Source organism: Globicatella sanguinis NBRC 15551 (assembly GCF_001552295.1).
Lineage (GTDB): Bacteria > Bacillota > Bacilli > Lactobacillales > Aerococcaceae > Globicatella > Globicatella sanguinis.
The window spans coordinates 1-8,331 of the sequence record NZ_BCQX01000103.1; the positions used below are offsets into that span (position 1 = coordinate 1).

At 36.1% G+C, this 8,331-nt stretch carries 8 protein-coding genes; 3 read left to right on the top strand and 5 right to left on the bottom strand.

Translation table 11 applies throughout. From position 1 onward, the window contains the following. The first annotated feature begins 152 nt into the window (after window positions 1-152). From GSA01S_RS08215 to lplA, 3 genes are read left to right on the top strand one after another with little or no spacing between them, the layout of a single operon-like run. Window positions 153-1,235, top strand: a complete 1,083-nt coding sequence (locus GSA01S_RS08215) for a M42 family metallopeptidase (protein WP_066126518.1) — start codon at window positions 153-155, stop codon at window positions 1,233-1,235. A gap of 14 nt (window positions 1,236-1,249) precedes the next feature. Then, window positions 1,250-1,993 carry an MBL fold metallo-hydrolase gene (locus GSA01S_RS08220; RefSeq protein WP_066126523.1) on the top strand — a complete coding sequence of 248 codons (744 nt, stop codon included), beginning with the start codon at window positions 1,250-1,252 and terminating at the stop codon, window positions 1,991-1,993. Between the two features lie 15 nt (window positions 1,994-2,008). After that, complete coding sequence (gene lplA / locus GSA01S_RS08225; RefSeq protein ID WP_066126526.1) at window positions 2,009-3,016, top strand: lipoate--protein ligase; 1,008 nt, start codon at window positions 2,009-2,011, stop codon at window positions 3,014-3,016. Between the two features lie 235 nt (window positions 3,017-3,251). On the opposite strand, the gene GSA01S_RS08230 is transcribed toward lplA, so the two are convergent. From GSA01S_RS08230 to GSA01S_RS08250, 5 genes are all read right to left on the bottom strand, one after another. Then, window positions 3,252-4,223 carry a helix-turn-helix domain-containing protein gene (locus tag GSA01S_RS08230; protein WP_066126529.1) on the bottom strand — a complete coding sequence of 324 codons (972 nt, stop codon included), beginning with the start codon at window positions 4,221-4,223 and terminating at the stop codon, window positions 3,252-3,254. A 416-nt stretch (window positions 4,224-4,639) separates the two neighbouring features. Continuing rightward, window positions 4,640-5,296, bottom strand: a complete 657-nt coding sequence (locus GSA01S_RS08235) for a type 1 glutamine amidotransferase (protein ID WP_066126531.1) — start codon at window positions 5,294-5,296, stop codon at window positions 4,640-4,642. Window positions 5,297-5,300: 4 nt separating this feature from the next. Further along, complete coding sequence (locus GSA01S_RS08240; RefSeq protein WP_066126532.1) at window positions 5,301-6,653, bottom strand: Mur ligase family protein; 1,353 nt, start codon at window positions 6,651-6,653, stop codon at window positions 5,301-5,303. 126 nt (window positions 6,654-6,779) lie between these two features. After that, window positions 6,780-7,547 carry an excalibur calcium-binding domain-containing protein gene (locus GSA01S_RS11155; RefSeq protein ID WP_066126533.1) on the bottom strand — a complete coding sequence of 256 codons (768 nt, stop codon included), beginning with the start codon at window positions 7,545-7,547 and terminating at the stop codon, window positions 6,780-6,782. Window positions 7,548-7,649: 102 nt separating this feature from the next. Further along, window positions 7,650-8,331 (bottom strand): HD domain-containing protein (locus GSA01S_RS08250; protein WP_217994643.1); only part of this gene is annotated, 682 nt, incomplete at its 5' end.

The following is an 8,331-nucleotide window of genomic DNA, read 5'->3' on the forward strand; positions in this document are numbered from 1 at the left end:
ATATGACTAAGTTTTATTTTATATCAATATAAACGATAGTAAGATTAATTATAGATATCTTGTTATTTTTTATAAAATTAATATCAAAATGTGTTATGATATTTTTGTATACTAAAATTAAATTTAATAATGAAGGATGAGGAGATGGATCAATGACAGTTGATGAAACATTATTGGTAAAACTGACGGAAGCCAATGCGATTGGTGGCAATGAAGGCCAGGTTCGTTCTATTTTTAAAGAAGCAACAAAATCGGTGGCCGAAGACTATTTAGAAGATGGTCTAGGAGGAATTTTTGCACAACATACAGGAAATGAAAAGGGTCCTCGTGTGATGATTGCGGGTCACATGGATGAAGTTGGTTTTATGGTGAGTCAAATTACCGAAAAAGGTTTCTTAAAGTTTGTGCCCATCGGTGGTTGGTGGAGTCAAGTCGTTTTGGCGCAACAAGTGACCGTTACGACACGTGATGGCAAAACATTCCATGGTGTAACAGGTTCAAAACCACCCCATGTTTTAACACCGGAGGCGCGCAAACAACCAGTAGATATGAAAGATGTTTTCGTGGACTTAGGTGCTAGTTCAAAAGAACAAGTATTAGAATGGGGAATTCGTCCAGGTGACATGATTACACCTTACATTAAGACACAACGTATGAATGGGACGCCATTCTTATTAGGCAAAGCATGGGATAACCGTATCGGTGTAGCAGTGGCGATTGAAGTATTAAAAGAATTAGCAGCCAGTGGCCATGAAACAGTTTTATTCTCAGGTGCCAATGTTCAAGAAGAAGTAGGTTTAAGAGGAGCTAAGGTGGCGACTCATTTATTAAATCCTGATCTTTCAATTGCTTTAGATACGGGAACAGCTGGTGATACACCAGGTATGACCGAAAAAGAAGCAGATAGTATTTTAGGAAAAGGACCTCAAGTCATTATTTATGATGCATCGATGATTGCTCATAAAGGGTTTAGAGAATTTGTCATCGATGTAGCAGAAGCTGAAGACATTCCGTTCCAATATACATTCATTACTGGTGGTGGGACAGATGCTGGTTCACAACATCAAAGTTTAAATGGTGTGCCATCGATTGCAATTACAGTGCCCGTTCGCTATTTACACTCTCATACATCGATTATTCACGAAGATGATTTCAAAAATACCGTTCGCCTTGTAGTAGCCATTATTAAAAAATTAAATCAAGTTACCCTTAAAACAATTAAAGAAAATGCTTAATTTGAGGTGATAGGATGAAATTATATTGTATTGGCTCAGCGGGGGGTTACCCTTTAGGAGATAATGGCACAACTTCCTATGTGGTTACCTCTTCGGATGGTGCGTATCACTTGTTATTAGATGCTGGCAGTGGTTCAGCTTTAGCAATTGAAGAGTATATCCCTGTCAATGATTTAGACGCCGTATGGTTAAGTCATGACCATCCGGATCATAGTGCGGATATTGGAATTTTTCAACATCTTTTTTTCCTTAAAAAACCGGCTAGCAAAAAAGGACTGATTCCGGTTTATATGAACAAGAATTCGAGTTTATGGCCGATCATGATGACAGATGCCTCAACGGAGCCCCGTCAATATTTAATTGAAGAACCAATGGATATGGGTCCCTTTAAAGCGAGCTTTATTAAAACAACGCATCCAGTAGAGTGTGCTGCAATACGTTTAGAAGAAAAATCAACTCAAAAAGTATTAGTCTTTACGGCTGATTCCGGCTGGCAAGATTCGATGGTCGATTTTGCTAAGAACGCGGATGTACTGATTGCGGATACAAATTTTCCAGCAACTAAAGGGCGTAATACTATTCATATGACTTCAACAGAAGTCGCTACCTTAGCAAATATGGCTGAAGTAAAGCAATTGGTGGTTTCTCATATTCCCCCACAAGCGGATGGAGACCAAATAATGTCTGAAGTCACAATGGCACTTCAACCGACGATTAATATTATAAAAGCAGTACCAAAATTAGAAATTGAATTTTAAAGTGGAGGTTTGAAAATGATTTTTGTAGACAATGAAAATAATTACGATGCTAGCGTCAATATTGCTTTAGAAACTTACTTAGTAGAGAATAAATTGGTTGATGAGCCGATTTTACTATTCTATATCAATAAACCATCAATTATTATTGGACGTAACCAAAATACAATCGAAGAAGTAAACCAACCTTATTTAGATGAACATGGTATTCAAGTAGTTCGTCGTATGTCAGGCGGGGGTGCTGTTTATCATGATTTAGGTAATGTATCCTTCTGTTTCATTAAGGATGACGATGGATCATTTCGTGATTTCGCCAGCTTTACTAAGCCGGTCATCGAAGCCTTACATAAATTAGGTGCAACAGGAGCTGAATTACAAGGCCGCAATGATTTATTGATTGATGGTAAGAAATTTTCAGGGAATGCGATGTACGCTAAAGATGGTCGTATGACGGCACATGGGACAATTTTATTTAATTCAGATTTAGAAGAAGTTAATAATGCTTTAAAATCACGTAAGGAAAAAATTGAATCAAAAGGAATTAAATCGATTCGCTCTCGTGTCACTAATATTGCACCTTATGTTAAGGATGAATACAAAGATTTATCGATTGAAGCATTTCGTGATGTTTTATTATTAGAAATTTTCGGTGTCGCTTCAAAAGAAGAAGTGCCTCGTTATCAATTAACTGAAGAAGACTGGAAAAAAGTCTATGAAATTCGTGAACAACGTTTTGGCAATTGGGATTGGAATTATGGACAATCGCCAGCTTTTGATATTGAAAAAAGTAGAAAGTTTGATTTCGGATTGGTGGATTTCCGTTTTAATGTCACGAATGGTAAAGTAAGTTCTGCTAAAATTTATGGTGACTTCTTTGGCTTAGGCGATATTAAAGAGGTTGAAGAAAAATTAGTAGGGGTGAAATATAATAAGGAGGATTTCTTAACAGCTTTTGACGCGATCGATGTAAATAAATACTTTGGTCGTGTGACGAAGGAAGAAATTATTGAAATGTTATTTGCTTAATCGGCGAACGGCTTGAACGTAGAGACATTTAATGATGCGAGTGATTAAATGTTCGAATCCATTTAACAGGAAATATTCGCTTCATGATGAAATTGAATAGACAATAACGAACCTGGTGTGCTAGTTGAACGAGTGGTAAAAAGAGCTACTCAATCACATTAACACACCAGGTTTATTTTTTTGTTATAAAATGCATGGACTAAATTGGCTGCATTAAAGTACTTTTGCATCAATATTAGCTTTGTTGAGTATTGGAAATAATAACATAAAAGATGACAAATAAGATACCAGCTGCTGGCCAGATAATCCAAGACGTTGCCCAAGTATCAAAATATAAACTATAGACAATATAAATAAATAAGGCGGTCATCCAATAAATCGTAATCCAAGGCTCGATCTTTGATTTAACTTTTTTCTTTGAAGGTTGATACTCACCTTCTTCTAGTAATATTGCATAAGTATTCCGAGGTATACTAATTTGAATGAGTAAAGCAACACCCATCGCTATCATAATGAGTAAAATAGCAATTCCAACTATTGAGATAAATTCATTGGCAAATAATAATTCAGCAATAAGGATACTTAAAGGTGATAATATAAGTAAGACGATAGCAAGAATTAATTTACCAATAAAGGCATTGCGTGATTGACGTTGCTTTTCTTGAACTAAAGGGACAATTCCTGGATCGAGAGCAATCGGGTCGGTTTCCATAAATTCATATTCAGATAATTGCATCCCGGCAAAAATTAAAATACCAACGCCAATGGCAACGAAAGTTAACACAAAAATGATACCAATCAAGGAAGCAGTGTTTTCGGTTATATCTAATTTTCCAGATTCTTGTGCTTGCGATAATAGGATTAAAGCAATTGGCGAAGTAATTAAGAAAGCAGCGGCTAATGCGTACCATTTGGCCATTTTTTGACGTAAGTCAATATAGTTTTTGGCCATTTCCAAGGTGACTCTTTTGGCGGGGGTCGAACCTTTTTGAACTGATGACGATTCTAGTAAATCATCCTTTAAGAGATAATCGGTTGACACGTCAAATAATTGACTTAGTTGGATAATTTTTTCTGAATCAGGGATTGCTTGATTACTTTCCCACTTTGAAACGGATTGACGTGAGATGTCTAATGCCTGTGCTAATTCTTCTTGAGACCAATGACGACTCTTTCTTAATTCGTAAATCTTTTCTGCTAAGTTCATTTTTATCACTCCAATTTTGTTTTATTTTCTACTTTAATAATAGTAAAGATGGTGATGGAATGCTATCAACTTGAGTTGACAATGTGTCAACTAGCGGTTGCAACCTTGATATAATCAGCTTTAACAAAGAATATTAAATATTTGAAAGGTCGATAAGTGAAAGTTTTAGAGTTTAACCCCAAATACGTAAGGCACGGTATTAGATAAATAATATTTGTTGCAAAGGAACACTTGATGGTGATGGATTCAATAAAACGACATTATACTCACAGTGCGATCTAAATGACTAGTAAGGATGAAAATAAAAAAAAGCAAATAAACCATCTTAAATAGATAGAAGTAAGAAAGGATATAAATCCATTCGTTGAGGACCTCTTTTGTCATGCTATTTAAGTCATTCACTTGCTTATAAGTTTTTATTTATTTTTTTGTTCAATTGCTAAATCAACCAAATGACGGGCTAACCATTCGTTTCTAACAAGTAGTGGGCCATGGAAATAAGATCCAAAAGTATTTTTATAATGCATCCCTTCGGTTTTATCTTGATTATTGTTTCCATACCCCGTAATTACTTTACCGAGGGGTTCTAATGCATCGGTTAAGTAGGTGACACCATTATGGTTTTCAAATCCATAATAGGTTTGTTGGTTTATTTCATCATAGATTTCAATATCACCGATAAAACGACTATTAATTTGACGCTCGGTATAATGTGGTAGCACGCCTAGCCCTTTAATTTGTTCGCCATCGGCTGTTGTATAATACTGACCTAATAATTGGAATCCGCCACAAATTGCTAGTAAAACGCCATTTTGTTCGATGTAACGTTTAATCTCAGGAATTAGACGCTGACAATCTTTGGCGATGATTTTTTGTTCAAAATCTTGGCCGCCGCCAAAGAAGATAATATCGAAATCATCGGCATTGAACGGGTCTTCTAAGCTGACCATGGTTGTTTCAACCTGATAGCCTTTTTCGCGTGCATAGTACTGAATCATGAGTAAATTCCCATTGTCACCATAGGTATTGAGTAAATTCCCATATAAATGACAGATTCTAATTGTATTGGTCATTTTTTTACGCTCCTTTGTTTGATTGAATATATCCTTTTTGAATAAAGGCTTCGCGTAAATCTAGCATGGCAGTATATGTCGCTAAAATATGAACATATTCTGTCGGTGCAGCCTTTATCGCTTCGATAATTTGTTCATTGTTTTCCACTTGATTAATCAATTCAGGTTGAATGCCAGCGACCGTTAGGCGCTTCGTCATTTCATCAGCTTTCATCCCTGAAGTGACGACTTTTTCAATAGGGAAATCAACGATTTGTTCATAATGTCCGTCCCAAATCCAGCTGACGTCAGTACCATCGGCATAATTATTGTTTAAAATACTGATTAAAGTAAATGGATTTTGATCCAAGCCAATCAAAGCTAAGACTTGGTTTAAGCCAACTGGATTTTTGACTAAGTTTAATAAAACTTTTTTACCTTCAATGTTAATCATTTCTTGACGTCCGAATACGCGTTCAGCTTTCATGAAACTTTCACGAATTTTTGCCGGTTCAACATCAAAGAATGAAGCGACGCTATAGGCAGCTAAAGCATTGTAGACATTATAAAGTCCAGCTACTGGAATTTCAAAATGGTGGCCGTCAATTCTAAAGCTAGAATGAGTTAAGGCCAATTCTTCAACTTCAGTGACTTGATAGATTAATTCAGGACGTTTGAAATCACAATGTTCGCAATAATATTTTCCTAAATTGGCATAAGTTAAAGAATGATATTTTAGAATATGATGACAGTGCGGACATAAGACGCCGTCGGTATTATAATGAGGTTCCACATCGTGATCTGTTTCGTGATTGAAGCCAAAATATTGACGTGGATTAGGCAATTCAGTTGAATTGAATAAGGGAGAATCGCCGTTTGCAATGACGGTAGCTGTCGGTACTTCTTTGGCAGCATTGGTCATTAGTTCATAGATTGAATAAATTTCTCCATAGCGATCCATTTGGTCACGGAAAACATTGGTATGTAAGAACGCGATAGGATTTAGATGTTTCACCACGTGTTTTAAAGACCCTTCATCCACTTCTAAAACAGCAATCCCTTGCTCACCTTTTGGAATAGCAGGAGCTACTAGAAAAGTACTGACAATCCCTTGTGCCATATTTGACCCCGTAGGGTTCGTAACAATATGATTGAACTTTTCTTTTAAAGCTTGTACTGTTAAGGCTGTGGTTAAAGTTTTACCATTTGTACCGGTAATAATGACGACTTGATAATTTTTCGCTAAATCAGATAAGATATTAGGATCAATTGTTTGGGCTAATTTACCAGGCAAACTACTCCCACCATTGGTAAAGTTGGTTAAAACCCAACGACTGGATTTTCCGACTAAGCGAGCAATACGACTTCTAAGACTCATTGAATGTGTCTCCTTTATTTGATATTTCATTTCTATATAATAGCAATACTTGACTAAATAATAAAGGTTTAAGAATTAATTTTAATAAAAAAACTCCGTTTCGATAAGAAACAGAGTGGCGAAACATTATAATTCGCAGGCAATCCCGTCTTTATCACGGTCCAACTGAGGGCGATAGCCAGGCTCACCTTGATATATAGGAGCCGCACCAGCAGCTTTAGCTTCGGAACAGTTTTTAAAATAAACATCTTGGCTGGCTGCTTGATTATCTTGACTAGAAAACCCGACTTGATTATTTTGAGCATTACTTTGGTATTGATCAACGTCAATATTTTCGCCAAAGGCTTCGTTAGTTGACCATACATTTAACCCATTACGTTTCGCATAATCTTCGGAAAAAATAAGCGTTTCTAAATAGGGACTATTAGCATCGTCTTGACTATAGTAAGCTGTCAAACCTTCTGTCGTCATCACTTCTTGGACTAAGATTTTGTCAGTCCATAAATGAATTAATGAGCGACCCTGACTGTCTTTTTGCTCATCAGCGAGATATTCGATTTTAATGTCTTTAGCGGATTGCAATAACTCATTTAAACGCGTTTTCGACTCATTGGCAAATTTTTGTGGCCCTGTGACGGGATGCTGTCGTTTTGGTGCGTAGACATTGGCCAATTTAAAGGTTTTGACGTCGCCATTTTCTAATTCAATCTTTAAGGAATCCCCATCAATGACATCAAACTCTACGATGTCCACTAATTTAGCATTATTTTGTGGTTTTGCTAAAATTTTATACCCTAAAGTAGCTTCGTTGACCTCGGCTTTAACAGTCAAACTAGGAAACAATATCATGAAACATAGTGCCATTAACTTTAAAAAATGAACCGATTTTTGCAATCGAAACACTCCTCAATAGATTACTTCTAACCATATCATATCATAAAAATTTTTATAAGAAACACTTAATAGGAAAACAACTCACCTAGTAAGATTCTTCCATTATTCAATTAAAAAGCGGTCTGAAATGTCTACACCCGACTCGGCTAATTCGCTAAAGAAATCCTCAACAAATTGCACCATTCGTTGATGGCGTTTGTTAGCTAGTTTTTGGCCTTTATCGGTCACAATTAAATCCTTGAGTTTTAATAATTTTTCATCAAAATGAGCAATAGCGTTACGCTTTTTTTGACGATAATCAGCATAGTTATTTAATTCAACTTTTGCTAAAGCAGGATCATAAAAGGGAGCGTGTTTTACCTGGCCATTATATTGAAAGGTGCGCGCAATCCCAATGGCACCCATTGCGTCCAATAAATCAGCATCGCTGACAATCATTGCTTCTCGAGTACGGTCAACTTGATGGAATCCACCTTTGAAACCAATCGATTGAATATCTTTGATTAAACGTGGATAAAGCGAGGGCTCAATGTGATGGTCAGCTAAAATATTTTTTAACTGTTGTAATGCATCATCAGGATTAAGTTTATCATCTAACTCTTCATGGAGTAGAGCTAATAATTTAATGTAAGGAAAATCATCTTGCGATTGCGTCAGATTTAAAGCTAAATAAGTAACACGGTAAATATGAAACCAATCATGTCCACTGGCTTCATTTTGATACTTGGTTTTAATATATTGTTCAATTTGTTCAATGTTATTAATCATCATAAGGCTCCTTTGG

What these genes read in the sequence shown, in the direction of transcription:
- lplA (WP_066126526.1), top strand. Translation starts at nt 2,009, where the DNA reads ATGATTTTTGTAGACAATGAAAATAATTACGATGCTAGCGTCAATATT.
- GSA01S_RS08235 (WP_066126531.1), bottom strand. Translation starts at nt 5,296, where the DNA reads ATGACCAATACAATTAGAATCTGTCATTTATATGGGAATTTACTCAAT.
- GSA01S_RS08240 (WP_066126532.1), bottom strand. Translation starts at nt 6,653, where the DNA reads ATGAGTCTTAGAAGTCGTATTGCTCGCTTAGTCGGAAAATCCAGTCGT.
- GSA01S_RS08230 (WP_066126529.1), bottom strand. Translation starts at nt 4,223, where the DNA reads ATGAACTTAGCAGAAAAGATTTACGAATTAAGAAAGAGTCGTCATTGG.
- GSA01S_RS08220 (WP_066126523.1), top strand. Translation starts at nt 1,250, where the DNA reads ATGAAATTATATTGTATTGGCTCAGCGGGGGGTTACCCTTTAGGAGAT.
- GSA01S_RS08215 (WP_066126518.1), top strand. Translation starts at nt 153, where the DNA reads ATGACAGTTGATGAAACATTATTGGTAAAACTGACGGAAGCCAATGCG.